The organism is Lacipirellula limnantheis, assembly GCF_007746075.1.
Taxonomy (GTDB): Bacteria; Planctomycetota; Planctomycetia; order Pirellulales; family Lacipirellulaceae; genus Lacipirellula; species Lacipirellula limnantheis.
Window position 1 is genome coordinate 5,748,712 of record NZ_CP036339.1, and the last position, 26,303, is coordinate 5,775,014.

A 26,303-nucleotide genomic window follows, 5' to 3' on the forward strand; every position below is an offset into this window, starting at 1 on the left:
GTAACCGCTACCGCCCATCTATTTAGCCAGCGGCCGCACCTGAATGCCGCGGAACGCCACCAGTCCGTGGTCGCCCTGCAACATCAAGGGCCCGCGCGGGACTTCGGGCATGGTATTCCAGGCCGCGCCGGTGGGATAGTGAAGGTCGACCTGCTTGTGAATCTCCCTGCCGTTGAGCATCACGTGTTCAAATCGGGCGTCGGCGATCTTCTTTCCCGCCGCATCGAATCGCGGCGAATAGAACGTCAATTGCAACGTCTGCCACTCGCCCGCCGGCTTCGCCGCGTTTTCCATCGGGGCGACGCCGTCGTCGATGTGCTCGTAGCTTGGCTCCTGCTTCGCCCGCGGATAGACGCCGCCGCACATATCGCCGGTGAGGTCCTTCATGTCGTGAGTGTCGCGAATTTGGATTTCATAGAGGCCGTTCAACTTCACCCCGGAGTTGGAATCCCGTGGAATGAAGAACTCGCACTTCAATTCGACGTCCTGGAAGTTCTGGCGCGAATAAAGATTGACCGCGTCGCCATTGCTGATCAGCACGCCGTCTCCGGGTTCGCTGATCAACTGGTCGGGCGCGTCGGGATGAAGCTTCACTCCGCTTGCCAACGACCAACCGGTTTGATCTTCCTGCCAGTTTGCCAGCGACGCTCCTTCCAAGAGCGAAATCCACTCGTCGGCGCCAGCGGCTTCGGCGACTGGCGACATGACGCCGGTCCCAGCGCCCAATAACAACAGCGTCAGCATCGACGCAACGCCGAAGTAGCCGCGGCGGTCAGACGAGCGTAACAACGTCATCGGAGCGTCTCCTGCAGACCGAACGGGGGCGGACTTGAGTTATCCCAAGAGCGTGGGAGCGCGTTCGCGGAGGATCAATCTGCGTCCAGCCGTCACTATATCCTGCCGCTGCGGTCGCCGACACCCGCGAGGCGGCGGCTAGGCGACCGACGGCGAACGGCTGCCCCCACGAATCTCCCAGCTTTTCAACGGGCCGGTTATGCCGAAAACGCAGGTCACGCCAGCCGCATAGGGTCGCGAGCGGAACCTACACTTGACTCGGCCCAAGCAGCACAGGGCAAACGCCGCGGCCAAGATCCCACGCTCGACGAAACCGACAATTCCCCGCCATGAACCGCCGCCACTTTACTTTCTGGTTCAGCTTCGGTTTGTTCACGCTCGCCGAACGGCTGCAGGTTTACGGGCTCGATGAGCTCGCCGCGGCGCTGCTGCGCGACGACAAATCTCCCGCGAGCCCGCTACCCACGCATTGGCGACTGGCCGACAACGGCGTATGGCGCTGGTACGAACGCGAAACGTTCGTCGATGGCAAGTGGAAGCTCAGCGGCATCACCACTCCCATTCGAATGGAGACGGGCGAAGTCGCTCCGGCGCAACAGGGTTATCTCGACGAAGCGCGCGTCCCCGCCGAAGTCCGCCGCCGCAAACCGACGCTCAAAGCCGAGGATGCCCTCGCTGCGGCGAACAACGCGGCGAAAACGGCGCAGTCCCATAAACCAAATGGGTCGCCCGCAACGGCAACGACCGCTGCTACGGCGCCGAGCCCGTCGCTCGACTTCGACGACCATCACCCCAGCGAAAAGCGCCGCGCCCGCCACGGCCGGCCGCCGAGCAAATGGCTGCGCAGCCTCCACGCCCATGAACTGCGCATCTGGTTAAAGACCATCGACGTCCCTGAAGCCGACGTCGTCGGGATGACCTACTGGGAACATCTCACGCGCGACCATTCGTTCGATCCGGCCCACATTGAAGGGTTGGAGATCGACGAACAGGCCAAACTCCACGCGGCGGCCCACTACGGCTATTAGTCGAGCAGCGCCTCTGCAGCGATCGCAGGGTTCGGCGCCGGCGAATTCCATAGGGCTTTTCTCATCCGAGGCGCGGCGATTGCTGTTTGCACGGGCTTGACACCCCTGGCTCAAGACGCCGCGCATAGCGTTCTGACGCCAATCGGCGATAGAATCAGGGCGCCCGTCATGCCACCCGCACAAGGAAACCTCCCCATGTCCAAGCTCGCCGGAAAAGTCGCCGTTGTTACCGGGGCCTCAAAGGGCATCGGCGCGGCGATCGCCAAAGAATTGGCCGCCCAAGGCGCCTCCGTCGTGGTCAACTATGCCAGCAGCAAGAGCGGCGCCGAGAAGGTGGTCGGTGAGATCACCGCCCAGGGCGGGAAGGCAGTCGCGGTCGGGGCCAATCTGGCGGAGCCGGCCGACGTCGCCAAGCTGTTCGCCGCCGCCAAGCAGGCCTACGGAAAACTCGACATTCTCGTCAACAACGCCGGCATCTACGAGTTTGCGTCGATCGAAGAAATCACTCCCGAGCATTTTCACAAACAGTTCAATCTCAACGTGCTCGGCCTGCTGCTCGCCACGCAAGAAGCCGTCAAACTTTTCGGCGACGGCGGCGGCAGCATCATTAACCTGAGCTCGATCGTCGCCACGACGGCGTTGCCGCAAACCGCCGTCTACAGCGCCACCAAGGCGGCCGTCGACGCCATCACCCGCTCGCTGTCAAAAGAACTTGGCCCGCGAGGCATCCGCGTGAACTCGATCAACCCCGGCATGATCGAGACCGAAGGAACGCAGGCCGCTCACATCACGGCAGAGGATGGCGCCTTCCGCAAAAACACCGAGGCCCAAACGCCTCTCGGTCGCATCGGCCAGCCCCAGGACATCGCGCCTGTCGTGGCGTTTCTGGCATCCAGCGAATCCGGATGGGTCACCGGCGAAACGATCCGCATCGCGGGCGGCTTCACCTGATGCGGCAGTAACCAGAACGCGGCCCTGTGCGCCACGCTTGCTGCGGAGCGCCGCGATTGTCTCCAATTTAACGTCGAGCTTCCCACGTCCCTAAGATGCCGACCCGCTCGCCCGGAACGTTCCCCCAGCGACCATTGAGCAGTTGTCGCCCATCGTCCGACAGTTCCGCCGAGAAGGAACCGGGCGCCAGCACCTCGGGGTTGTCGGTGTACTTGCCTTCGATGAAAAGTTGTCGCGTCGCCGGATCGTAGGTGGCGACGACTTGCTCGCGTCCGATCGCCTCTTGCCCGAGACGCCATTCGAAGAAGCCGCTCGCTTCAACGCGATCGCCCAGCTCGTGTTGCGTGAGAAATCGCAGCGTGCTGCCGGCGTAATCGTTTCCCGCGTCGTCGACGCTCGAAACGATCGTCCATGTGCCGATGGCAAGGTTCGGCGCCCCGGCGGTGGAGGGCGCTTCGCGCGTCGCCACGATCGCCGCCGGCTCGACGGTCGTCGGCGACTTCTCCGGCAACAACCACGGCAGCAGCGCCGTCACCAGCGCGGTCACGCCGCTAATCAGCGCCGCGATCACCGTCCCCGACGCCAACAACGACCCGCGCGGCGATTGACCTGCCATGGTCGGAACTCCGATGAAGCCGAATCGAGCGCGGCGCGAACGGGCCACTGCACGCGCGTGCTAGCAAAGAAGATGCACGAACTCGCACACGCATTGCCCCTGATCGGCGTTCGTTCGCGAATACTTAAGTCAACCTTGCGTGCGTATCGGAACGAATCGTCGCGACGCATCGCATCAGGCCAATTGCCCTCAATTGTCTTCGCCCCAAAAGTCATTGAAAGTGCTGATTCGACTCGCGGCCGTCGGCCGCCAGGTCTCCCAAATGCGGCGCGCGAGTCGTCCAGGGACTCGTCTGCCAATTGTCGGCCGTCGGCCGTTCAGCGACGAACCGCGGCAGGAACAAACGAAAATAGTCCGCGAGTGCCTGGAGAAATGGTTCGTAGATCGCCTGCAACTCGCGCAGTTGGCGGATCTGTTCGTCGCGAGGCCGACGCTCCTCGGTGGAAAAAAGCTGGGCGATCTCGCTGTCGGTCAGCCGGTCGGACTGCGGCTCGCGCGGCGGCAGCCTGAAGACCAAGCACATGTCCACGGCTGCATGTCGCGCCATCGCGAACGTCAGTTGGGCCCGGGTGCGCGACTCCGACGCGCCGCGAACCAGCAGCAACGACGACGCGTCGAGCACCAGCGCCAGTGCCGCCAGCCACGATTGATTATCGTGCTGCGAGCGGTAGTAACAGAGCACCGGGAATGAGAGATGACTTTCCAATAGTTCCGCCGACCAGACTTCCCATTCGGCGAGGAATCGATCGCTTTCGTGTCGCTCCGCCAGTCGGCCAAACCGTCGCCACAATTCCACAGCCGTCGGCGGCGAACCGGCGCGCGCGTCGAGCAACGAGATGCTCCGCTCGCGATTGGAAAACGCTTGGTACAGCACCGGCAGATAGCCGATCACCACGGCCATGAACCCAAAGCCGATGCCTGCCTCCGCCACGGCCAGCAGTTTGCCCATGTACGTCACGGGAGTAACGTCGCCGTACCCCAAGGTGAAAAACGTCTCCCCGCTGTGATAGAGGCATTGCCGAAAGTCGTCGTTCGAGGGAGGGGTGAGCGTCGTGCCCCACCAGTGCAGCAGCGCGAAGCCCGTGACGATGATCGCCACCCAACAGACGAATAAGCCGAACAGCGACAGCGGGCCGAAAATGCTCAGGGTGCTCTCGCGGGTTTTGCCTGGCGGGATCAAGTCGCACAGACGCCGCCAACCGCTCCATGCCACCTGAAAATAAGTCCGCGCCAACCGCAGTCGCCGCGTCACGCGTCGCGGCAGGACGAGCGTCTCGAAGGCGTCATACAGCGCCAGCACGATTAGCGCGACGCCGAGCAGCGTACTCAGAAGGAACAACATGGGCGGACTGGCGCTTCGTTACGAGGTGAACATTGAGTTGCCGAATCCTGAAGGGATTCAATCATCCAGCCCGGGGTTGTTCGCGCAGCGAACTACCCTGGGTAAACCGTCAAAGCACCGCAGGCAACTCTGAAGGAGTTGTTTCGAAGTCGCTGAAACGAATTCGCAGTCAACAACACGACCGTTATAAGCAATCCCTCACAGGTTCAGACGTTCCCATGACTCATCTTCTGTGATTCCTAGAGAATGGTACTCAGTGCGTCCATCGTCGCCGACCAGTTCGTATTCGAACCACGGCATGCCAAAGTCGTCCACGCGAGTGATTGTTACCACAGGATCGAGGCTCAGAATTCGCTCCAGGGTATCAGCCGTCCAGCCAGCCATTTCGGCGCCCTCCTGAAGTTCGCGATCTCGCTGCAGCAAATCGCTTTCCGGAACGCAAAGCAATCGAATGCAGTCACCGGGCTTCAATGTTCGCCAGTTTTCACTCATCGGAACGCGTCAATACCGCAGCACAATCTTCCCAAAGTGCGACCCCGTCTCCATATACCGCAGCGCCTCGACGGCTTCTTCAAATGCGAACGTCCGATCGATCACTGGCTGCAGCTTCGCCACGCTGATCGCTCGATTCAAGTCTTCGAACATCTCTCGCGAGCCGACAAAGATCCCCTGCAGCGCGAGCGTCTTCATCAACAGAAACATCGGGTTGATCCCTTCTCCTTGCGACAACACCCCGATGACGCCGATCTTGCCGGCAATTCGCGCCGCAGCAATCGATTTGCCGATCGTCCCCGCGCCGCCGACTTCGACGACGTGGTCGACTCCGACGCCGTCGGTCAGCCGCAGCACTTCCTTTTCCCAATCGGGGGTCGCCTTGTAGTTAATCGTCGCGTCGGCGCCCAGCGCTCGGACGCGCTTGAGCTTTTCGTCACTGCTGCTGGTGGCAATGACGCGCGCACCGTGAAGCTTCGCCAACTGCAGCGCAAAGATCGAAACGCCGCCGGTTCCCAGCGTCAGCACCGTCTCTCCCGCCTGCAGCTTCCCGAATACCGCCAGCGAATTCCAGGCGGTCACGCCCGCGCACGGCAACGTCGCCGCCTCTTCAAACGAGAGATAATCCGGAATCCTCACCAGCGACCGTTCGTCGAAGCATCCCACGTCGCGAAGTACTCCCGGCCTGTCGCCCCCGCCGAGCGTCGTGCCCGCCTTGGCGGCGTTGTACGATCCCTCCAGCCAGCCCTGCGTGAAGATGGGACAAACCCGGTCGCCTACTTTCCAGCGCGTGACCTCAGCGCCGACCGCGACGACTTCGCCCGCGCCGTCGGAGAGCGGAACCGCGGGGAACTTCGCCCGCAGATTGTAGACCCCTCTGGCGAACAGCAAGTCGCGAAAATTCAGCGATGCCGCCCGAAACCGCACGCACGCCTCGCGGGCGCCCGGCTGCGGCTCCGCCGCGGTAACCAGCTTCAGCCCCTCTAGCCCGAACGACTCGTATTGGAATGCCCTCATGTCGCGGCCCCCATTTCTCTAATTGCCCATTTATCCCACACCGCCAGATAGCAGCAGAGCGCCTCGCGATTCGACGCGCTTTTGTGCAGACGCGGAGCGTTCGGACGCCAAAAACGTCTCTTTGCGATCGTCTGTAAATATACGAAAACTGGTGCCCAGGTTCTGGTGAATTCGCGTCGTTCTCTGGCAATGTCTAGACGCATTCGCCTGGCCGTCGCAGACTGCACCTTTGCCGAAGTTCGCACGATGACGCCCACTCGACGCTACTCGCCCGTTGAATGGTGCGGCCTGGCCGTGGCGGCCGCGGTCGCCGCCCTCGGCGCCACGATAGCGATCTCGTGGGTTGCTGAACTCGGCGGTCTCTTGCAGATTGCCGCGTCGGCGCCGCCCCGATTCAATACCGCGGTGCTCCTAGGTCTGTGCGGCTTTTCATTGGCTTGCAGCATTCTGGGGCATCGGAAAAGCGCCGAAGGATTGGCGGCCGGCGCCGCTCTGTTGGCCCTCCTCGGGTTGCTGCACGCCTATCAATTACTCGACGTCGACGTCGAGAACCTGCTCTTCCAGCCCAGCGATCGCCTGATCGAGCGCGTGGGTCGCGGCAGCGTGGCGCTTGGCTCCAATGTCTGCGCCGTCGCCTTCGGTCTGTCGATCTGGCTGCGGCAGCGTTTCAAGCAGGGGGCCGCCATCGCCCTGCCGCTGGGAATCGTCATCTGCCTCATCTCCTGGGTCGCTCTGAACCAACGCTTCATGGGGGCCGGCGCCAACTCCAGTTGGCCTGTCGCCAACGGCATCGCGGTCCTCACGGCGATCGCTTTGTTGCTGCTGGGCGCCGTCACCATCGCGCGGGCGTGCGAGTACCTACGGTCCGCCAACTCGTCCTATTGGCTTTCCACCTCCATCGCCCTGGGCATGGCCGCCGCGAGCTTCATGATTTGGCGAGAACTCGTCGAGAACGAGTCTCGTCACCTGCGTCGCGAGACCGCCGCCGCGTCCGAATCCATCCGACTTGAGGTACAGGAGCGATTGCAAGATCGCGCCAAGGCGGTTGATCGTCTGACGTTGCGCTGGAGTACGCACGACCACGAGGCCAGAATCGCTGACGCCCAGCGACTGATGGAAGACTTCGACGGCATCCTCGCCATGTACGGCGTGTCGCCCGACTACCGCGTGATCTGGGTTTGCGGACCTGATGATGCCTTACGGTTTCTCGGCAAAACGCTGCCGCCGGGGCCGCGTCAAGACGCCGTGCGGCAAGCTTGCCAAACCGGCCGCTTCACCTTCACGCCGGTCGTGCAGCTGAACATTAACGAGCCCGGGTTTATTGGCTTTGCGCCGACCTACGACAGCGACGGTCAGACAGACGGCTGTATCGCCGCGATTTTTCTGCTCGAACCATTCCTCGAAGCAATCGCCCAGGATCGCCGCCACGTTGGCTTTGAATTCGCCGTGTACGAAGCCAATCGGAACGCGTTCGCCAGTACGGAATTGCTCCCAACCGAACCATGCTTGGCCGTGACGACGAAGCTCGACTTCCGCGGGCTGAACTGGCAGTTCGTCGCCTGGCCCGACACGCTGACAGTCGCGGGCCACTACACGCACGCTCCGTCGCTGGTGTTCGCCACCGGCATGCTGAGCGCCATGTTGGTCGGGTTGGTTATCCAGCTCCGCCAACGAGCGATGCAGCGCACCACCGAAGCCATGCGCAGCGCCGAGGCCCTCCACTTCAGCGAACAGCGCTTCGATCTTGCGGTCCACGCATCGCGCGACGGCATCTGGGAGTGGCGCGCCGGAGCCGACGGCTACTATGCCTCCCCGCACTATCGAGAAATGCTCGGGTATCCGTTCGATGACGCGCCGCTGTCCGAACAGACTTGGTTCGCGCGGATGCACCCCGATGACCTTCCGCATGTGCGGCAAGCCATCGAGGACCATTTCCAGCGGGGCGCAACTTACGATGTCGTCGTTCGGTTTTTTAACTTTCGCAACGAATGGGTCTGGCTGCGGGTCCGCGGTCAGTGCGCTTGTGATGAGAATGGCCAGCCGATCCGAATGGCGGGGTCGATTGCCGACATTACCGAGGAGCGCGAAGCCCAACAAACGCTGCTGCGACATGTCGAGACGATCGCCGCCTCGAACAAAGCCCTCGCCGAGCTTGCGGAAGCCGCCGAAGCCGCGGCGGCGGCCAAGTCGACGTTTCTCCGCACGATGAGCCACGAGCTTCGCACCCCGCTCAACGCGATCATCGGCTTCTCTACCGGGTTGCTGCGCCATACCCGCACCCACGGTCTCGACGCCCACCAGCGCGACCGCATCGAACGAATCGCAGCCAGCGGCCAGCACCTGCTCGCACTGGTGAACAACGTTCTCGACATCGCCAAGGCCGAAGCCGCAGAGCACACGGTTCAGCCCGAAGCAATCGATCTTACCGACCTATTCGACGAGGTCATTTCGATGACCGAGCCGCTGCTGCAGAGAAAGCCCGACGTCCAGCTTCTTGTCGAGAGCGTCGTCGGCCTCCCGGCGCCAGTCCTTGATCGCGCCCGGCTAAAACAGATTCTGCTCAATCTCCTCGGCAACGCCGCCAAATTTACCGACCACGGCACGATTACCTTAAGCGCCGCCTATCAAACCAACGACTGGCGCTTTACGGTGGCCGACACCGGCATCGGCATCTCGCCGGCCGACCAACGCCGTGTCTTCGAGAACTTTGAACAGGTCCACTCCGCGGGCCGCAACGTCGAAGGGACGGGCCTCGGATTGGCGATCTCCGCCGCCATGGCGAACGCCATGCGCGGCACGATCACCCTGACCAGCCAACTCGGAGTCGGCAGCCAATTCACGCTTGTCGTTCCACAGCCGGCAGCGTCCCGCGCCGAGCCGACCGCAAGCGTCGGCACGTTCCCGGCCATCGTCGATTCACCTCCGCTCGACCCCCCAGCGACGCGCCCCCGGCGCGCTTTCTCACGCGCTCCGACTCGCCCCGCCGGTTGAATCTCCCCCCGATTCCTCTTTGTTCCGCGAGACAGCCATGAAGACCGTCCTCCTGGTAGAAGACAACACCGACAATACGCTCCTCATTGAAGACGTCTTCGCGTTCGAAGGCGTCGCCGCCCGGCTCATTAGCGTCACGTCGGCCGAAGAGGCCTTGGAAGTGGCGATGCGCACGCCCCCCGACCTGGTCCTGATGGACATCGGACTCCCCGGCATGTGCGGACTCGAGGCCACGCGTCAGTTGCGCGCGAACCCCGCCACTCGTCGCGTTCCCATCTGGGCCGTGACGGCGCGCGCCTTGAAAGAGGACGAGGAAGCGGCCCGTTCCGCCGGCTGCGACTTCTACATCACCAAGCCCTTCGACCAGGAAGACCTCGGCTACATGGTCAAGTTCGTCGTCGCCTCGACTCCTCCTGAACTTTATATTGACGACGCCGATCGTTGGTCGCCATAGCCTCATGCGCGCGACCCTGGAACCGCCGCCGCGTGCTCACTCAACGTTCCCGCGTTCTGGCGGCGACCACAATTTCACCGCTGCCGTGCCGTAGTTTCCCAGGTGGTAGACGCTTGCCCCCGTCAACTTGAATTGAAATCTCGCGAACGGCGCGGCAATCATCCGGGCAACGAACGGCTCCGTCCCCAGTCCTACCGTCACATGCGGGTTGAAGTTCTTCCCGCTCCGCTTGGGGACGTACCCGTTGACGTAAGCCACGATCGACGGCGCGATCGCCGCCCCGTCCGGCGAAGGCGCGAAGGCGGCCCCCGTTCCCTCGACGGCAAACGGTTCCACGACCGCGATAATCTCCTCCTGTAGTTTCCGCAGGTCGGGCGTTGGCCGCACCACGATGCCCGCGAGTCCCAGGTCGCCCACCGGCAGCGAATAGTATCCAATCGCCTCCAGCTCGAGTGTGGTTGGATCCGTCTTCGCGAACACCCGCCCCAGCGCCTGCTCGACGCGCTGCAAGTCATCGCTCCGCACGAATCGCTGGACCATCGAAATGTGCGGCGTGTGCAATTCGTCGAGAGCGAACCCCGCCGGGTAGTCGCCGCGCAGGGCCGCATTAGCCTTGGCGGCGGCGGCAAGCATGGTCTCGTCCGGATGCAGCAGCACGTCGATTGCCACGACGTCCCCCAGCGACGCTCCTGGCTCGGCCGCGATCAATCCGCGCTGAACGATCACCGCCGTCGCCACGGCGAGTATCGCCGGCAACGCAGCCCGTAACCCGGCCACTGCAGCAAGCTTCATCGACATTTCATGTTCCCTTTGTCGCGACGACAACGAATGGACGGCCCGCGGCACCAGTCGAATCTGGCTTGCGAATCAAGTATAGTGCCCCTATCCCGCGCCGCGACCGGAGGCCCAACCGATGATCCCACGCCTGATCGCCTTAGCCGCTTTCCTTCTCGCATCCGCCGCCTGCCCCACGGGCCAATGGCGCTCGGTAGCCCTCGCCGGCGAGTTCAACCCCCAAGTCACTGTCGGCGACGCCGCGCCGGCCTGGACCGACCTCCCCGGCGTTGACGGCAAGCACCACTCGATGGCCGATCTCGACCCCGAAAAACCGGCGGTCGTCGTCTTCACCTGCAACAGCTGCGACGTCGCGACTGGCTATGAGGATCGAATCATGGCGTTTGCTGAGAAGCACCAACAGGAGGCCGCCGTCGTCGCGATCAACGTCAGTCTCAAGCCCGACGACGACCTCGCCGCGATGCAGGAACGGGCTGAGCAGAAGAAATTTCCATTCGCCTACCTCTTCGACGAGTCGCAAGAGATAGGCGCGGCCTACGGCGCCAACTACACTCCCGAGTTCTTTCTCCTCAGCCCCGGCAAGCCGGGAGAGCGCCGCATCGTGTACATGGGCGCTCTCGACGACAGCACCTACGCCGATCAGGTCAGAACCAATTACCTCGAACCGGCCCTCGCCGCCGCGCTGCAAGGCGAACTGCCAGCGATCAAGGAAACCGCCCCCCGCGGCTGCCGCATCAAGTATCCACGCCAAAAACAACGTTAGCGACGACGCGCCAGCGGAGCGAGCTGCCTTCGTCATTCGCCACTCCCTCATCATTCAGCATCGAGCCACCAGCGTCATGCCTACCTACCGCTTCGTCCCATCCCTGTTGTTCGCCCTCCTGCTGCTCTGCGCCCCGCGCGTCGCCAGCGCTGAAGACCTCATCGGTCTCTTCCTCTCCTGGCAGCAAGACCCCACGACGACGATGACCGTCACCTGGGTCGATATCTACGCCGACAGCAGTTCGGCGCTCCTCTACCGCAAGTACGACGGCAAGAACTACTCCGCCGCTACCCAATGGCAAACTGCCGCGGCCCAGCGCTCCACGATGGGCCCGTCAACGCTGCAACTCCGCCGCGTCGAATTGACCGGCCTCGAACCTGGCGCCCGCTACGAGTTCGGCATCGGCGAGACGGCGAAAGACGTCACCCAGTTCCGGCGGTTCGACACGATGCCCGCCAAGCTCGCCAAGCCGCTCACGTTCGTCGCCGGCGGCGACATGATGCACAATCGCGCCATGCTCGACGACATGAACGAGGAGATGCAACGGCTCGAGCCCGACTTCGCCCTCCTCGGCGGCGACATCGCCTACGAAAACGGCGTCCACGGCACCCACTGGATCGACTGGCTCCAGTCGTGGACCAATCACGCCGTCACCAAGGACAAGCGCGTGATCCCGCTCGTCATTGCCATTGGCAATCACGAGGTCAAAGGAGGCTACAACGGCACGCCTCCGCAAGACGCCCCCTATTTCTACAGCATCTTCCCGCTTCCCCAGAACCGCTCCTACTACGCCCTCGACTTTGGCAAGTATCTGTCGCTCGTTGTTCTCGACTCGCAACACACCAACCCCATCGCCGGCCCGCAGGCCCAGTGGCTCGCCGAGGCGATGTCCCAGCGCTCCGACCAACAGTACCTCTTCGCCTGCTACCACTATCCCGCCTACGGGACGACGAAGGAACCCGACGGAGGAACTCCGCTCGACGCCCCGCAAGCCCTCGCCATCCAAAAAAACTGGTGCCCTAGCTTCGAACGCTACGGCGCCACGGCCATCTTCGAGAACGACCACCACAACTACAAACGCACCCACCGCATCCGCAATCGCCAGCGCGACGACGCCAACGGCATCCTCTACCTCGGCGACGGCGCCTGGGGCGTCGAACCTCGCACCGTCCCGAAAGACGCCTGGTGGCTCGCCAAAGCCGAAGGGCGAAACCACCTCTGGCGCGTCGAACTCGATCCCGACGGCGAAGCGAAGGTCGAGGCGATCGACGCCGCAGGCAAGGTCTTCGACGAGGTTGAAATCAAAGAACCCCGCACCAAGCCTGTGCCGTAGGGTGCGGCGCCCGCAACCGCCTACCGAGCGAGAACAATCAGAGCCCTACCACATCGGAGCAGGGCGAGCAGCTAGATGGCAAGATTCTCCATTCGCCAACTGCTTGCCCTGACCGCCCTCTGCGCCGTCTGGTTCGCGACCTTCAGTCCGGGCCAACTCGGCCTCTTCGTCCACATCGCGCTTGGCTACCTGTTTCTCGTTAGTTTTCTGGTTGCGAATCGATTCAACGTCGGCCCGCTTGGCCCCACGTCATGCGCGATTAGCCGAGCGCTAACGACGCTCTCGTCGCTGTTCTTACTCTTCATGCTGCCAATCGCTTTCCAAATCGACGTTGGCAGGTCGGAGGCATGGGAGTTCTTTTTTGTGACCGTCGGCTACCTGACGAGTATCATTGCCACGATCGCGGCTGCCGAATGCAATTGGCGCCTGTCTTGCAAGCTGAGAGCCCCCAATAGATTCTGGCTTCTCTATATGGCGCTCAGCGTGATTCTATTTGGGATTGTCATTGTGCTCATCGCATTTCCCACAGGCCCGCGTCAGCAACCGGAAGACAATATCGCGCTAGGAATCGTGCTGTTCAATGCGGCCTACTTCGTCGCCTACGCCATGCCGGCGTCATGGCGAACGACAAAGCGCTCCCCGACAGACTGCTTGAAGCCGGCGTCCGAAGGACCCACTGAAACATGAAAAGGCTCCCCCACATCCTCCTGGCTCTCGCCGTCTCGGCAGCAGCCTCAGCCCTGCTCAGCACGCTCCTTGGCCGCATTCTGTTCCTCAGTAGCCGCACCGAAGTCGTCAAGCTCGGCGCTATTCTGTTCGCGATCAGCTCTGCTACCTGGATCACGCTGATCCTCGCCATCCGCCGCAAGGAATAACCCGCATGGGCATCGACCTTTTGTGGATCGTCCTCGAAGCCGAAGAGGAGTTCAACATTCGTCTCGATCACGACGATGTTCCGCTCTTTGTGAGCGACCTGCTGGAGCCGGCAATCGCTGCCATCCGCCAGCAGCATCCTGAGAGGCTGCTCACAGACGACGACATCTGGCGACAGCTGCGCCGCATGATCTCAGAGCAGTTAGGCGTTCCGCTGGAACAGGTCACCAAGACGGCGAACTTCGTCACCGATCTCGGTTGCGTGTAGTTCGAGTTCGTTGGCAAAAACTGACTGCCCTCACGACCACCCCGCCATCGCCGCCATCAAAGCCACAAGCGCCGTCAGCCCCAGCATCGTCCGCAACGTGAACCGCGGCGTTCCCCTCCATAACGCAACGCCCGCGCTCCCCGCCAACAGAGCGAGCAGCCAGTGCGGAATGTTCACGTACCAAGTCTCGTGCGCATGCTGAAAATTCAGCAACCACAGCGGATTCCGCTTGTTGGGCGCCGGCGGCCCCGATGCTGCCTTGAGTTCGCGAGTGCGCCAATGCCAGACAAGCCGCGGCTCGCCATCAAGCAGAGATCGAGTGAGCCACCCGGTGACCCCATGCAACGATCCCTCGCTGGAGGCGACCCGAAACGACCAGATCGAAAGTCGACCAAAGGCGCCGTCGCCATGCCAATAGCTCCGCGCCCAAAGCGCCAGCAGCGCAACCGCCATAAGCATCAAGCCAACCGCCGCCGACATTCGCAGGTAACGCCACATCGCGCCATCATGGCGCGACGACGCTCCGCCGGCAAGCAGAAGACATATCTGATTGGAACCGCTCACCCCAATGACGATCGCTGGCCTAACCGTCAACCGTCACCCGCACGACTTTCGCTTGTGGATACGCCTGCAACAGCTGCTTGTAAATCGGTGTCATCGAGAACGCACGTTTCAACAAGCGTTGCGAGCGCGTCGACCCTACCTTATCAGCGCCGCTCGGTGAAAGTCGCAGCGGCGCTGTCAGCGACACGTCGCTCCCTAGCGTCTCACGGGTTCCGTCTCCACGCATGATCGCGAACAAGATGCCTAGCCAGCCGCCAAAGACTGCGAACAGGATGGCCTGTCCATCATTCATGCCCGTGCGACGCGACCATTCCCGTTCGCACAGAATCTCAAACCAAGCCGTGGCCGTCGCCGGTCCGCCGGTGATCGGACAAATCTCGTTACAAGGAAGCTTGCCCAACTTGATCCGACGACGCACCTGCTCCAGGACGCTGCCAAAATCGTCGGCGCTCCCCGCCGTCGCCCGTAGCTTCGACAGGGTCGGCACGCGAACCGTTCGTCCGCAGGGACAAGTAAACGTCGCCCCCGCCTCGCTGGCGACCACCTGCGACGTCTCGCCGCATTCGCAAGTTACTGGGTAACTCATCGCTTCTCTCGCCGCTTGGTCATTATTCAGCGTCCTCGCGGGTCAACCCCACGCGCCCGTTCTCGAACCGCGTACGCAATGGCAGAATCTCCATCGGATAAACGTTCACAGACAGCAAGAACTCCATCGCCCGCCGGCTGGAGTCGAGAATACCTGAGAAATCCAGACCCTCAGCGCACCGCGCCAAGTCGATGGCGCCCGCCGCGCGGTTCAACTCAGGCGGAAAGACTTCGCTTAGCTTGAACTGCCGATGTCCAGTGGAGTTAGCTGCGCCATATTGAATTAATTTGCTACGACACTGCGGACGAGGGTTGCTAACGAAGCCGCACGCCGAACAAAAAACCGGTGAAAAACTGCACACCGGGCAACGATTATCGATGTTCGGCGAGACCCGACGCGTCACCGTCGGTAGCGGTTCCGGACCGCTCAAGAGATAAACTTGATCACGAATTGTTCGGCCAGTGTTCGCATAGTCCATTTTTGCGGGAACTATCGTCAGCCCTCGCAGACCGGCTTCCGCCAGTTTATTGGCGAGTGACTCGCTTACCAGCGGATAGGCAGTTTGCATAGTTTCGACGAATGGCGTCAGTTCGCCATTTCCATAAATGCAAACCGGGTCGGCATGGGTGTAGTATCGATGAGTTACATGCGTTGGCGACTCAGCGCAATGATGCAGCGTTCGCCGCTTCGCTCCAACGCAATAGGCCTTAGGAATCTCTTCCCACCTCTCTTTTCGGTCGATGTACTATTGAGGAAAATAGTATCGAAAACTCTCGTTCGGTTGGCTCAGATCGCTCGAAATATCGGGCATTAGCGCACCGATAGAATATACTCCGCTCGCGGAATCTCAGTGCTGAAGCGAGAAAGGTCGAGAGCCATTCCCCAACGAGCCTCTTCGATTCTGTTCATATAGGGGCAGACCCCTCCGCTCTCACTCCTTAAACGCCTCCGCCATCTGCGGATTCGCCTGCGGGTTCGATCGCCAATAGTCCTTCCAGCCTTCATTGCGGGACTCGCGCTCCGCGCGATCGACGTAGCTCCCTTGCGCCTCCATGGCGCCGTTCAGCGCATCGCCCGTCATCGTCGCCCACATCGTCCGCGCCGAGGTGCACCCCGCCAGCGTCGCGGCGAGCAGCCCCCCAACGATGATTCGATCGCCCACCATAACTCGCGTCCCAAAACCCGCCTCACCCATCGGACTGAGCCGCTTCAGCGGCCAGTCGCCCCGCCAAGCAACCTTCCATCCCGCAGCCCCCTACGCCGCCTAAGACGGCGCCCCATCACTCCGCCGCCTGGCGCTTGATCTCCGTCTCCGCTTGCTTCTCGAACTTCGCCACATGCCCGCCGGTGCGATCAAGCGAACTGTTGAGTTCCGCTCCTCGCTCCGACGCCCAAAACGACCCGGAGCCCATCGACGAGGCCGGCGCCTTGCAGCCGCCGACCGCGACGAAGAGAGACCAACCTAGAACGGCGACGCGACGACCCATCCCACGAGCTCCCGCAGTGAGCGGCAAACGAACCACGGAGAAAAATCGTTGGCTAGATACTTTTTTTGGCCGCGCCGGTCAACGTCAGCGGGCGCCGGCGCCCGCCCCGTTACTGCAAACTTTTGTGTTGAAATAGAGCCACCCACTGTGCCATGCTCAAACGTCGGTGCGCCGGGGCAATTTCAGGCACTGGACCCCAGCTTCCTGAAGCTGCTGGCACGACTTGGCTTGACCGCAGAGAACCCAGAGACAACACGGAGACAGAGATCGCCGAGCGGACGTTCCAGGGCGACCGCCTTGAATCTCGGCCGGGCTGTCTGCGTCCTCCGCGTTGAAGTCGTTCTTTGACAATAAGACGCCGCCAGCTCATACGTCGTAGTCACCGACGAGCAGGGTGCTGCGCGGTTCTGAGAGACGCCACGACGCCCAGCGCAAATGTTCAACGACCCCCAGGGCCGCGGGCGGCCGCCATTTCCGTCGCGAATTATGTCCAGACACAAATGCGAACGAACCATAAAACTCAATGTAAGTCGATACAGAACAGCAACTTACCGCCCGCCGAATTTTGTCGCGAAAAATCAAAATGTCGTCAAACCAACCAAACGACAAATAACCGCCGCCCCACCCAGCTTCCGCCCTTCCCCCTTCCCCCTTCCCCATTCGTCATTCGTCATTTCAGCAGTTCCTGCATCCCCCCCATCAACACCCCCTCGACGCTCGGCGCCACCCGCGACGCCCGGTCGCTCGTCTCGTACCCCCCCTGGGCGTACGAGTCGTGCAGCCCGATGTACCCGCAGCCGTAATCGCCGTAGGCCGCGACGCAGACCGCCGACTCCGGCCGCAGCTGCTGCGCCGCCAGTTGATACTCGACGAACAACTCGCCCGGAAGATGGAGCAAATCGACGTCGCCAATGCGCAAGCGGCTGAGCGTCACCTTCCGCCCCGCCTGACACTCGCGGAGGAACTCCAGATGCCGCACCGCCTGCAGCCGTTCCCGCTCGGCGGCATTTTTGTCGTTGATGATCGCCACCAGCGCCGGCTCATCGAGATGCTTGCCCGGCGGCAGCGCCACGTCGCGCGTCGACCAATTAATGACGGTCGACTCGTCAATCGGTGCCTTGACGCTCGCGTCCCATGCCGCCTTCATCCCCGCGGCGACGCGCCGCGCGAGCTCGGGACGCATCTCCGGCGATCCGTCGTTGTACTTGCCGGCCCCGATGTTGCCCCCCGCCCCGTTGAAATGCACATGCAGCGGCCCCGGCAGCGCCTCTTCGCGCAACGCTCGGGCGAGCCCAGGGTAGTCGGTGCTCACGCGACCATGCCCGTAGTAACTCTGCGGATGAGTCGCGTAGTACGTAAGCACCGCGATTGGTTCGTCGCCATTCCAGAATCCGATGGCGCGGGCCTTCGGGTCGATGATCCCTTCGGGCTGCGCGATCGCTTCGGGATCCTTGCAGGCGGTGTAGCGAACCCACTTCACTTTCCCGTCAGGCCCGAGGCAGCGGCGATTCGACGCGACCTTCTCGACGATTCCCGCCCCATGACTGACATGCGTCACCGGCTGCGTTGCCGCCGCGGCCTCCTTCACCGCGACAGCCGTCCGCGCGATCGCATCGCGGGCGAACTCCACGTTGAACAACTTCCCCCCCAGTCCAAACTCGCTTGCCAACTTGTCGGCGCCGAAGTCGCACCCGGGAGCGTCATGCTGATGCAGCGCATGGACCGCGACTCGATCGACCGTGGTCCCTGCCGCAGCCGCCAGGGCTTGCTTCCACGCATCCTGCCCGTCGTTGCCCACGCCGACCCAATCAAGGGCGACCAGCACGATCGGCTTCTGGTCGGTCGGCACGAGCACCACGCCGCGCGCCCAGAGCGGATCGTCGATCGCGGCGGCCGGCGGGCACAGCGCATCGCACAACGGCGACCCCATCGGCGGCGTGACGTCGACTTTGAACGTCCCGACGGCCAACTTCGGCGGCGCAGTATCCACAGCAAGCGCGACGCTCGATGCGATGACGAGCGCCGTCAAAGCGCTACAGAGCATCAGCCAATTTCTCATGGTCGACTCCTAAATTCGGCGATCGTCGGTCGCGGACAACTACAACTCACTGCGCAAGTAGGCAATCAAATCGGCGATGCCTTGCGGGTCGATCTCGCGCTCGAAACCCTCGGGCATCAGCGACAATCCGGTCGACTCCATCACGTCGATGTCGGCCCGCGGCACCGTTTGAGTCGCTTTCTCAGCGCCAGTCAGCGTGACCGTGCTGGCCGTTTCGGCCGAGACGACGCCGCTATGCGTCAATCCGTCGACGGTGACGATGTTGTACTGAATGAACTTCGGATCAACCTCGCGATTCGGGTCGAGCACGTTCACCAAGAGCGCCTCGGGCGTGCGCGTGAGGACCGTGGCCAAATCGGCGCCCACCTCGGTGCCATATCCTTCACGACGATGGCAGACGGCGCAGTGCTTGCGGAAGAGCTCGCGGCCATGATCGAGATTCCCTTCAAGTTCCAGCGCCTGCGAGTAGGCGGCGAGCACTTCACTACGCGTCGAGGCGGAAGCGGCGAACGCCTTCGCGGCGCGCTCGCGAACAGCGGCGTCGGCGTGAGTCTTGAGCCGCTGGATCGTCGACGGATCGAGATCGCGCGACGTGAGTTGACCGCCCTCTACGGCGGCCACGAGCGCCGCGGCCGTGGCCGCGCGCGAAAGCAGCAGTTCGGCTCCCTGCAGCCGCAGCGCCGGGCTCATCCCCCGCCACGCAGCGACGATCGGTTTCGAAATCTCCCCTTCGCTAAACTGCCCCAGCGCGGCGAGCGCGGCCGACTGCACCTCCTGCGGCTGGTCGGGCGCGATCAACTCACCCAGCGTCGGGGCCACGGCGTCGAACGCGCCCATCGAGAGCTGATTGATTGCGGCAACGCGAGCGGCGACGTCGGGGTCGGCGGCGACGGCCTGCTGCAACGCCGCAGCGACGAGTTCCCCGATCAGCGGCTCGATCGCCTCGGTCCGCGAACTCAATTGTCGGCGGACCTCCGCAGCTTGCCCCCCTGCCCCGCGCAGTGCGGCGACCAGAATCTCATTGGCAATCGGTTGTTTCCGCTGCCGAGCGGCCATCACGTCGGCGGCGAGCGACGCCAACTCGCGCTGATCGCCCCTCGCGCCAATTTGGCGCGCGACCTCGGCCAGAAACGCTCGTCCCGCTGGCGTCGCCGCGTACTCGTTGTCCGCGACCAGTTCGTGCAGCAGCGACTCGGCTCCATGGGACAGCGAACTCAACACGGCCACCTGCATATCGGCATTGGCCGCGTCGCGTTTGACGATTTTCGCCAAGGCCGCCATCCGCGCCGCGTCTTGGCAGTCGCCCAGGGCGAACGCGGCGCGGTAACGCACGTTCAGCTCGGGATCATCCGCCAACGAAATCAACGCCTGCTCAACGCCGCTGCGGCTCTTCGACTCCGCATTGGCAGCGTCCCGCAGCCAGCAGCCTGCGAGGCGAGCTGCCTGCTCGCGCAATTGAGGCGCCGCGTCGGCCAACGTCTCGATCAACGCCGGCGCATCGAGTTCCCCGGCGGACTGCAATCCGTACAGCGCGAGCACGCGCCCTTCGATCGGCGCGTTATGATCATCAAGCAGCTTGCGAAGCTCATCCGCGGCTGCCGGATCGTGCCGCTGGTACAACAATCGCGCCGCAGTCGTCCAATGCCAACCATTCGGATGGGCGAGCATCGCCACCAGTTCGGCGGTGGTCGCGTCACCTGGCAGACGCCGATGGAACTGCTCGCGTTGCTGTTCCGCGGTTCGATCGGCGCGTATCACGCGGTAGAGACGCCCCTTGTCGCGACCGCTGGTGAGATCGAGATGCTTCTTGATCACCGGCGGCAAGCTATCGGGATGCTCAATTACTTCGCGATACATGTCGAGAATGTAGAGGTTGCCGTCGGGCCCGTTGGCGAATTGGACCGGCCGGAACCAGATATCTTTCGACGCCACGAATTCGCGCCCCGGCGTCGCCCGCCGCGCGACGAGCGCGACGTCATCGGGTTGCGATGCAAGCGTCTTGCGATGGACCAGGTTACTTCCCACGTCACCGATGAAGGCGTTGCCGCGATACTCCGCCGGCCAGGCGTCGCCGGTGTAGATCGTCACCCCCGTGGCGCTGGTGAAGTACCCCGCGGGTCGCCCTCCCCCTTCGACGATGCCGGGGACGATGCCTTTCGCACGCAGGCGTGTCCGAATCTCCCGCCAGGGCTCCACGGGACTTACGCGAAACACGTCGGCGGTCGGCCCTTCAACCGCGATGCTTCGCAGCGGCGACGGCGCCTGAAGATAGGCGTTCCGCGACAGGTCGGCGTCGTCGCTGACGATCTGCTGGATGTGATTGCTGTTGTTGCAGGTGAACTCGCGACCCAGCGGATCGATGAAGTAGCCATGCTGGCTCGCGCCGCTTTCGGCTCGAGCTGCGAGCGTTCGAGGATCGAAGGAGAAGTTCCGGCCGCGGAGCACCAGCGGCTCGGAATCGGGCTGATTCCCACGACGGAGATCGGCGCCGCAGCTACTCACCGCGACGTGGATGCGATTGTCCAACCCCCAGCGAAATGAATTCAGAAGTCCCTGAACGTTATGCGTCCCAAATCCCGTGAACGCCACCTTGCGGACATCGGCCTGGCCGTCGCCGTCGACGTCTTTGAAGTACCAGATTTCAGGCGCCGCGGCGACGAAAACACCACCGTCGTAGCACAGAATGGCAGTCGGCCAGCCGAGCCCGTCGGCATAGATGGTACTGCGCTCGAATCGTCCGTCGTGGTCGGCGTCCTCCAGTAGGCGGACGCGGCCGAGCATCTCCTTGGCATTCTCGCTATACCCCAGCATCTCGACGACAAACAACCGGCCATGCTCGTCGAAATCGAGCGCCACCGGGTCGGTCACCTCGGGCTCGACGGCGGCCTGTTCAAGTGCAAATCCCAACTCGACTTCGAACGACTGGGGCGCTTCCGTTGGCGAGAGCGCTGGTATCCGCGGAAGGTCGGCGGAGTAGTCGCGGTCAACCGAGTCGACCGAGGTCGCGTCGGCGCCCCATGATGTCGAAGCGAAGCGGCCAGTAACCACCAACAACAGCGCTGCAACGGCCGCTAATTTCGCGTAAAGTGAATTCACCATGCCAGTCAGCATACACACAGCAAATCGACGTTGCCACCGTTCGGCGCCCGGCGCGATTCTCGCTCGTATCACGCCGCGCGTCGCGGCAAACCAGCTCAGTCAGGCACGGGCGGCCGGTTCGCTCTGGAGGTTCCGCGTCTATAATCGGTGAACTATGCCAAATCCACTTCTCAGCTGCATGCATGCCGGCGCCTGGCCTCGATTGGCGGGGGCGATCGCGCTTCTACTGATGCTAGGTTTCGTTCCGGTCCGCGCAGCCGGGTCGCAGGTCGAATACAACCGCGACGTGCGACCGATCCTGTCCGAGAACTGCTTCGCTTGTCACGGGTTCGATGAAGCCTCGCGCAAGGCCGACCTGCGGCTCGACGTGGCGGAGACGGCCGCGGCAGATCGAGGCGGTTATGCGGCCATCGTCGCTGGCGACTCTGCGGCGAGCGAGGTCTGGCGTCGCGTCGCGAGCGATGACCCGTCGGAAGTGATGCCGCCGGCCGATTCGCACCGCGCCCTGACTCCGGAGCAGAAATCGATTCTCAAGCAATGGATCGACCAGGGAGCGACGTACGCCAAGCACTGGGCGTTCATTCCGCCGATCAAGAACGAGCCTCCCCAGGTGGCTGACGCCTCCTGGCCACGCAACGAGATCGATCGCTTTGTCCTGGCGAAGCTCGAAGCGCAGGGCTTGAAGCCCTCCACCGAGGCGTCACGGCAGATGCTGATCCGACGGCTAAGCTTCGATATGACGGGGCTGCCGCCAAGCGCGGAGGAGGTTGAGGCGTTTGTAGCGGATGATCGTCCCGACGCCTACGAGCGATTGGTCGACCGGTTCCTCGCTAGCCCCCACTTCGGCGAGCGGATGGCGCTGGAGTGGCTCGATGCGGCCCGCTACGCCGACACCAACGGCTTTTCGATCGACGGCGGACGGCACATGTGGCTGTGGCGCGACTGGGTGATCAACGCCTTTAACGAGAACATTCCCTACGACCAGTTCCTCGTAGAGCAACTGGCGGGCGACCTGCTGCCGAACCGCACCGACGCTCAAATCATCGCCAGCGGCTTCCAACGCAACAACATGGTGACGCACGAAGGGGGCACGATTCCCGAGGAGAACCTCGCCAATTACAACGCCGACCGCGTGAAAACGTTCGGCGAGGCGGTGCTCGGATTAACGTTGGGCTGCGCGCAATGCCACGACCACAAGTACGATCCGCTGACGCAGCGCGAGTACTATCAGCTCTTCGCCTACTTCAACACCCTGAGCGACGTCGGCCTCGACGGTAACGCCGGCGTCAACCCACGCCCCTTTTTCGAAGCAAAGACGGTGCTGTCCGCCAACGAGGCGCCGGCGTTGCGAGAGCAGATCAGCCAACTTCGCGAGCAGTTGCAGCAACCCGCGCCCGCTGAGGTCGAGCAGTGGATTGCCGAGCAACAAGAAGCACTCGCCGCGCGCGGTCGCGACCTCGAGCTATTTCCGGCTGAGGTTCTGAAGGTCAGCACGCCCAACGCCGGATCGGGCTTCGACGTGGAGGCTGGCCGTTTCGTGATCATTTCAGGCGCCGGCGGATTGGTCGCCTACGACGTGGCCCTGCGATTGCCCTCGACCGATCGGCCCATCACCGGCGTTCGAATCGTCTTCCACCCCGACGCCGCCGCGCCCGGCGGCGGCTGGGGCTTCGGGAGCTTGCCGACGCCCGACCTTACGGCGACGGCTGATAAAGGAACGTTCGTCGTCACATCGTTTTCGGCCAGCGCTGAAAGCGTGACGGGCGATCAGGTCAATCTCAATCTGTTGCGCGACGTGCGCAAAGCGACCGCCAGTTCCTGGCGGGCCGACTATCGGCCTGAAGGGGTCCTCGACACGGGCCTGAGCGGCTGGTCGCCGCAGATCTCCCACGGCGGACCCGTTCACCTGACGCTCACGTTTGCCGAACCGATCAACGCGCAAGAGACGCCATTCCTGACGGCTCAGGTCAATTTTGGCGTGAATGCGCCGCTGGTAGCAAAGCGGTTCGAGTTCTTGGCGGTGACCGGCGAGGACGACGGCAGCGACTTACCCGCCGAGATGATGGCAATCATCGAAAAGCCGGCCAGCGAGCGGGCCGACTATGAACGTCAGGCGCTCACCCACTATTTTGCAGACCACGCGCCAGCCACGGAACGACGGCGCGTCGCACTCGCCAATCTGGAGGAGCGTCTGCGCGTGCTGACCGAAAAGTTCCCCACGATGGTCATGGACGAGGCGGAGCAGCCGCGCGAAACCTTCATTCTTGAGCGTGGCAACTATGCGGCGCCGACCGATAAGATTTCGCCCGGCGCCCCAGCGGCGTTGCCGCCGCTCCCTGCCGACGCGCCGGCAAATCGGCTCGGACTTGCGCAGTGGATCGTCGCGCCGAATCATCCGCTCACGTCGCGGGTCGCCGTCAATCGGTGCTGGCAGATGCTCTTCGGCGCGGGGATTCTGAAAACGACCGCCGACTTTGGCGCGCAAGGCGAGTGGCCCAGCCACCCGGAGCTGCTTGACTGGCTCGCGGTCGATTTCGTCGAAAGCGGGTGGAACGTCAAATCACTGCTCCGCAAAATCGTCACGTCGGCGACTTATCGCCAAACGTCGGCGGCGAACGACGAGCTGTTGGAACGCGACCCGAGCAATCGCCTGCTGGCGCGCGGCCCGCGATTCCGTTTGCCGGCCGAGTTCATTCGCGACGCGGTGCTCAAATCAAGCGGACTGCTCGTTGATCGCCTCGGCGGGCCTAGCGTCAATCCGTACACTCCCGGCGATCTGTGGCGAGAGATTAGCCACTACGGCAGTTCGCCGGCGACTTCGCAAGCCTTTATGCAGGACCACGGCGAAAAGTTGTACCGCCGGTCGCTCTACACGTACTGGAAACGCACCGTTCCGCCGCCGAACATGGTGGCCTTCGATGCGCCGAATCGCGAGACCTGCACAGTGCAGCGGGCGTCGACGACGACCCCCTTGCAAGCCCTCGTGCTGCTGAACGACGTGCAGTTCGTCGAGGCGAGTCGCGCGCTCGCTGAACGAATGATCAAAGCCGGCGATAACGACGCGCTGCGGCTGCGTTGGGGCTTCGAGGAGTGTACGTCGCGGCCGCCGACGGACGAGGAACTCGTGATCTTGGCCGCTGCGCTGGGCCGCGAGCGGCATCGATACGCATCCGTTCACTCCGCGGCGCAGGCGTATTTGGCCACGGGCGAATCAGAACGCAACGAGCAGCTGGCGCCCGTGGAGCATGCCGCCTGGTCGCAGGTAGCGGCCATGATGATGAATCTCAGCGAAGCGGTCACCCGGAACTAACCCAATGCATCCCACCGAAGATTTCGCACGCCAGCTGACGCGGCGTACTTTCCTCAGCGGCGCTGCCGGGACGCTGGGAGGCGCTGCTCTCGGATCGTTGTTGGCGGCACAGTCCCGCCAGCTCGCTGCGGCGACCCATGGCATGGCGAGTGGATCGCTTGGGCTGCCCCACTTTGCGCCCAAGGCCAAACGCGTTCTTTGCCTGTTTCAGTCGGAAGGATTCTCGCACGTCGATCTGTTCGATTACAAATCGACGCTCGCACAGTTTCATGGCCGCGAGATGCCCGCCTCGGTGAAGGGCGATCAGCGCCTCACGGGGATGACGTCTGGTCAGGCCGCGTTCCCTGTCGTTGCGCCCCTGTGGCCTGGTCGCCGCTGCGGCGCGCAAGGGACGTGGATGAGCGATCTGTTGCCGCACATGCAAACCATCGCGGACGAACTTTGCATCATCAAGTCGATGCATACCGAAGCGATCAACCACGACCCGGCGATTACCTACATGAATACCGGCAACCAGCAGCCGGGGTACGCCAGCATGGGGGCCTGGGTCAGCTATGGCCTCGGCAGTGCGAACGACAATTTGCCGACCTTCATTGCCATGGTCTCGCAAGGGTCGGGGAAGAATCCGGGACAGCCGATCTTCTCGCGACTCTGGGGGAGCGGCTTCCTGCCCTCGTCGCATCAAGGTGTCGGCCTGCGGCCCGGCGCCAACCCGGTGCTTTACCTGCAGGACCCGCCCGGCACGACTCGCGAGCAGCGCCGGGATATGCTCGACGATCTCGCTCAACTAAATCACCTGCGAGCTCGCGAACTCGGCGATCCGGAAACGCTTTCTCGTATCAATGCCTATGAGATGGCGTTCCGCATGCAAACCTCCGTCCCCGAGCTGACGGACACCAGCGACGAATCCCCGGCGACGCTGGCCTCGTACGGTCCGGAAGTGGCGAAGGCCGGCAGCTATGCCGCCAACTGCCTGCTCGCCCGGCGATTGTTGGAGCGCGACGTTCGCTTCGTCCAACTGTTCCATCGCGGCTGGGACCAGCATATCGCGATCGCCAAACAACTCCCCAACCAGTGCAAGGACGTCGATCAACCGACGGCCGCGCTGATCAAGGACCTGCGGCAACGCGGGCTGCTCGAAGATACGTTGGTGGTCTTCGCGACGGAATTCGGCCGGACGGTCTTTAGCCAGGGCGCCTTAGGCGATCCCGGGATGGGGCGCGATCACCACGGACGCTGCTTTACGGTTTGGCTGGCAGGCGACGGCGTGAAACCCGGCATGGAATACGGCCGGACCGACGACTTCTGCTACAACATCGTTGAGAATCCAGTTCACCTGCGGGACCTCCACGCGACGATCCTCCACTGCTTGGGCATCGACCACGCACGATTCACCTATAAGTTCCGCGGGCTCGACGCCAAGCTGACCGGCGTCGAAGAAGCGCATGTTGTGCAAGGCATCTTGGCGCAGCCGTGATTG

The 26,303-nt window shown here is 63.0% G+C and carries 24 protein-coding genes; 11 read left to right on the forward strand and 13 right to left on the reverse strand.

Going from position 1 to position 26,303, the window contains the following annotated elements:
• Nucleotides 1-18: 18 nt before the first annotated feature.
• Entirely contained in the window at nt 19-795 is a 777-nt protein-coding gene (locus I41_RS22370) for a 3-keto-disaccharide hydrolase (protein ID WP_145435137.1), read from the reverse strand.
• Nucleotides 796-1,124: 329 nt separating this feature from the next.
• On the opposite strand from I41_RS22370, the gene I41_RS22375 reads away from it, so the two are divergent.
• On the forward strand, nt 1,125-1,823 hold the full coding sequence (locus I41_RS22375; RefSeq protein WP_145435139.1) for a hypothetical protein: 699 nt from the start codon (nt 1,125-1,127) through the stop codon (nt 1,821-1,823).
• Between the two features lie 195 nt (nt 1,824-2,018).
• A complete protein-coding gene (locus tag I41_RS22380; RefSeq protein WP_145435141.1) occupies nt 2,019-2,774 on the forward strand; it encodes an SDR family NAD(P)-dependent oxidoreductase in 756 nt (251 codons plus the stop codon).
• A 67-nt stretch (nt 2,775-2,841) separates the two neighbouring features.
• Here I41_RS22380 and I41_RS22385 read toward each other — a convergent pair whose 3' ends face one another.
• The 4 genes from I41_RS22385 to I41_RS22400 form a co-directional block, all read right to left on the reverse strand.
• Nucleotides 2,842-3,390 (reverse strand): hypothetical protein, encoded by a 549-nt coding sequence (locus tag I41_RS22385; RefSeq protein WP_145435142.1) that lies wholly within the window; start codon nt 3,388-3,390, stop codon nt 2,842-2,844.
• Between the two features lie 211 nt (nt 3,391-3,601).
• The gene (locus I41_RS22390) at nt 3,602-4,732 is read right to left on the reverse strand and encodes a potassium channel family protein (protein WP_145435144.1); all 1,131 of its coding nucleotides are present in this window, start codon (nt 4,730-4,732) and stop codon (nt 3,602-3,604) included.
• A 198-nt stretch (nt 4,733-4,930) separates the two neighbouring features.
• A complete protein-coding gene (locus I41_RS22395; RefSeq protein WP_145435145.1) occupies nt 4,931-5,224 on the reverse strand; it encodes a hypothetical protein in 294 nt (97 codons plus the stop codon).
• 9 nt (nt 5,225-5,233) lie between these two features.
• Nucleotides 5,234-6,241 carry a zinc-dependent alcohol dehydrogenase family protein gene (locus tag I41_RS22400; RefSeq protein ID WP_145435146.1) on the reverse strand — a complete coding sequence of 336 codons (1,008 nt, stop codon included), beginning with the start codon at nt 6,239-6,241 and terminating at the stop codon, nt 5,234-5,236.
• 246 nt (nt 6,242-6,487) lie between these two features.
• Between I41_RS22400 and I41_RS22405 the strand changes: the two genes are divergently transcribed.
• A complete protein-coding gene (locus tag I41_RS22405) occupies nt 6,488-9,232 on the forward strand; it encodes an ATP-binding protein (protein WP_168207089.1) in 2,745 nt (914 codons plus the stop codon).
• A 37-nt stretch (nt 9,233-9,269) separates the two neighbouring features.
• Nucleotides 9,270-9,686, forward strand: coding sequence for a response regulator (locus I41_RS22410; RefSeq protein ID WP_145435150.1), 417 nt, complete (start codon nt 9,270-9,272; stop codon nt 9,684-9,686).
• Between the two features lie 36 nt (nt 9,687-9,722).
• Here I41_RS22410 and I41_RS22415 read toward each other — a convergent pair whose 3' ends face one another.
• A complete protein-coding gene (locus tag I41_RS22415; RefSeq protein ID WP_145435152.1) occupies nt 9,723-10,484 on the reverse strand; it encodes a 2'-5' RNA ligase family protein in 762 nt (253 codons plus the stop codon).
• A gap of 115 nt (nt 10,485-10,599) precedes the next feature.
• Between I41_RS22415 and I41_RS22420 the strand changes: the two genes are divergently transcribed.
• The 5 genes from I41_RS22420 to I41_RS22440 all read left to right on the forward strand — a co-directional run bounded on the left by I41_RS22420 (nt 10,600) and on the right by I41_RS22440 (nt 13,718).
• Nucleotides 10,600-11,244, forward strand: a complete 645-nt coding sequence (locus I41_RS22420) for a thioredoxin family protein (RefSeq protein ID WP_145435153.1) — start codon at nt 10,600-10,602, stop codon at nt 11,242-11,244.
• Nucleotides 11,245-11,320: 76 nt separating this feature from the next.
• On the forward strand, nt 11,321-12,577 hold the full coding sequence (locus tag I41_RS22425) for a purple acid phosphatase family protein (protein ID WP_145435155.1): 1,257 nt from the start codon (nt 11,321-11,323) through the stop codon (nt 12,575-12,577).
• Nucleotides 12,578-12,652: 75 nt separating this feature from the next.
• The gene (locus I41_RS22430; RefSeq protein WP_145435157.1) at nt 12,653-13,264 is read left to right on the forward strand and encodes a hypothetical protein; all 612 of its coding nucleotides are present in this window, start codon (nt 12,653-12,655) and stop codon (nt 13,262-13,264) included.
• Entirely contained in the window at nt 13,261-13,452 is a 192-nt protein-coding gene (locus I41_RS22435; RefSeq protein ID WP_145435159.1) for a hypothetical protein, read from the forward strand. The genes I41_RS22430 and I41_RS22435 overlap by 4 nt, the downstream gene beginning before the upstream one ends.
• 5 nt (nt 13,453-13,457) lie before the next feature.
• The gene (locus I41_RS22440; RefSeq protein WP_145435161.1) at nt 13,458-13,718 is read left to right on the forward strand and encodes an acyl carrier protein; all 261 of its coding nucleotides are present in this window, start codon (nt 13,458-13,460) and stop codon (nt 13,716-13,718) included.
• 30 nt (nt 13,719-13,748) lie between these two features.
• Here I41_RS22440 and I41_RS22445 read toward each other — a convergent pair whose 3' ends face one another.
• The 7 genes from I41_RS22445 to I41_RS22475 all read right to left on the reverse strand — a co-directional run bounded on the left by I41_RS22445 (nt 13,749) and on the right by I41_RS22475 (nt 21,513).
• Nucleotides 13,749-14,216, reverse strand: coding sequence for a hypothetical protein (locus I41_RS22445; RefSeq protein ID WP_145435162.1), 468 nt, complete (start codon nt 14,214-14,216; stop codon nt 13,749-13,751).
• Between the two features lie 85 nt (nt 14,217-14,301).
• Nucleotides 14,302-14,868: a hypothetical protein gene (locus I41_RS22450; protein WP_145435164.1), complete on the reverse strand. Its 567-nt coding sequence runs from the start codon at nt 14,866-14,868 to the stop codon at nt 14,302-14,304.
• A gap of 22 nt (nt 14,869-14,890) precedes the next feature.
• On the reverse strand, nt 14,891-15,436 hold the full coding sequence (locus I41_RS22455) for a hypothetical protein (protein WP_145435166.1): 546 nt from the start codon (nt 15,434-15,436) through the stop codon (nt 14,891-14,893).
• A 363-nt stretch (nt 15,437-15,799) separates the two neighbouring features.
• A complete protein-coding gene (locus tag I41_RS22460; protein WP_145435168.1) occupies nt 15,800-16,030 on the reverse strand; it encodes a hypothetical protein in 231 nt (76 codons plus the stop codon).
• A 118-nt stretch (nt 16,031-16,148) separates the two neighbouring features.
• On the reverse strand, nt 16,149-16,355 hold the full coding sequence (locus I41_RS22465; protein ID WP_145435170.1) for a hypothetical protein: 207 nt from the start codon (nt 16,353-16,355) through the stop codon (nt 16,149-16,151).
• Between the two features lie 670 nt (nt 16,356-17,025).
• Nucleotides 17,026-18,414: a hypothetical protein gene (locus tag I41_RS22470; RefSeq protein ID WP_145435172.1), complete on the reverse strand. Its 1,389-nt coding sequence runs from the start codon at nt 18,412-18,414 to the stop codon at nt 17,026-17,028.
• Between the two features lie 39 nt (nt 18,415-18,453).
• Nucleotides 18,454-21,513, reverse strand: coding sequence for a PVC-type heme-binding CxxCH protein (locus tag I41_RS22475; protein ID WP_168207090.1), 3,060 nt, complete (start codon nt 21,511-21,513; stop codon nt 18,454-18,456).
• 154 nt (nt 21,514-21,667) lie between these two features.
• Here I41_RS22475 and I41_RS22480 point away from each other — a divergent pair, with 154 nt between their 5' ends.
• Entirely contained in the window at nt 21,668-24,823 is a 3,156-nt protein-coding gene (locus I41_RS22480; protein WP_145435176.1) for a PSD1 and planctomycete cytochrome C domain-containing protein, read from the forward strand.
• Between the two features lie 4 nt (nt 24,824-24,827).
• Nucleotides 24,828-26,300: a DUF1501 domain-containing protein gene (locus I41_RS22485; protein WP_145435178.1), complete on the forward strand. Its 1,473-nt coding sequence runs from the start codon at nt 24,828-24,830 to the stop codon at nt 26,298-26,300.
• The last annotated feature ends 3 nt before the right edge of the window (nt 26,301-26,303 follow it).